Origin of the sequence: Paenibacillus agri, from assembly GCF_013359945.1 — a bacterium.
GTDB lineage: Bacteria > Bacillota > Bacilli > Paenibacillales > Paenibacillaceae > Paenibacillus_AQ > Paenibacillus_AQ agri.
Genome location: NZ_JABWCS010000147.1, coordinates 1 through 452, shown reverse-complemented (window position 1 = coordinate 452; position 452 = coordinate 1). Strand labels below are relative to the sequence as shown.

Annotated in this window: 1 protein-coding gene; it reads left to right on the top strand. The window is 50.7% G+C overall.

Annotated elements, in window-relative coordinates; all coding sequences use genetic code 11:
- A partial coding sequence (locus HPT30_RS00740) for a hypothetical protein (RefSeq protein ID WP_175369661.1) occupies positions 1–452 on the top strand: 452 nt, incomplete at both ends.

Genomic DNA, 452 nt, shown 5'->3' with positions numbered 1-452 from the left:
GCGCAGATATTACCGGCGTGGATGCAACAACGAACAGATACATTGGCATTTATGAAGTAGACAGCAATAACAAGGTGGTATCGTTCAAGCTGATCATACTGACAGCAGGCGATATTAAGGTGCCTGCTCCAGTGACTGCTCCAACATTGCCAGCATCGCCATCGCCGGGAACCGGTCCGAATACGACGAAGGTGACGACACCTGTAGGAGCGGGTAACCATCTCGTGACCAAAGTGTCCTCGACCCTGATTCCTACACCAAACGTAGGGGATGCAGCGCCTACGGGAGCGGGAGTAACGAATCCGTACACGCCTGGCGCAGATATCACTGACGTGGATGCAACAACGAACAGATACATTGGCATTTATGAAGTAGACAGCAATAACAAGGTGGTATCGTTCAAGCTGATCATACTGACAGCAGGCGATATTAAGGTACCTGCTCCAGTGACT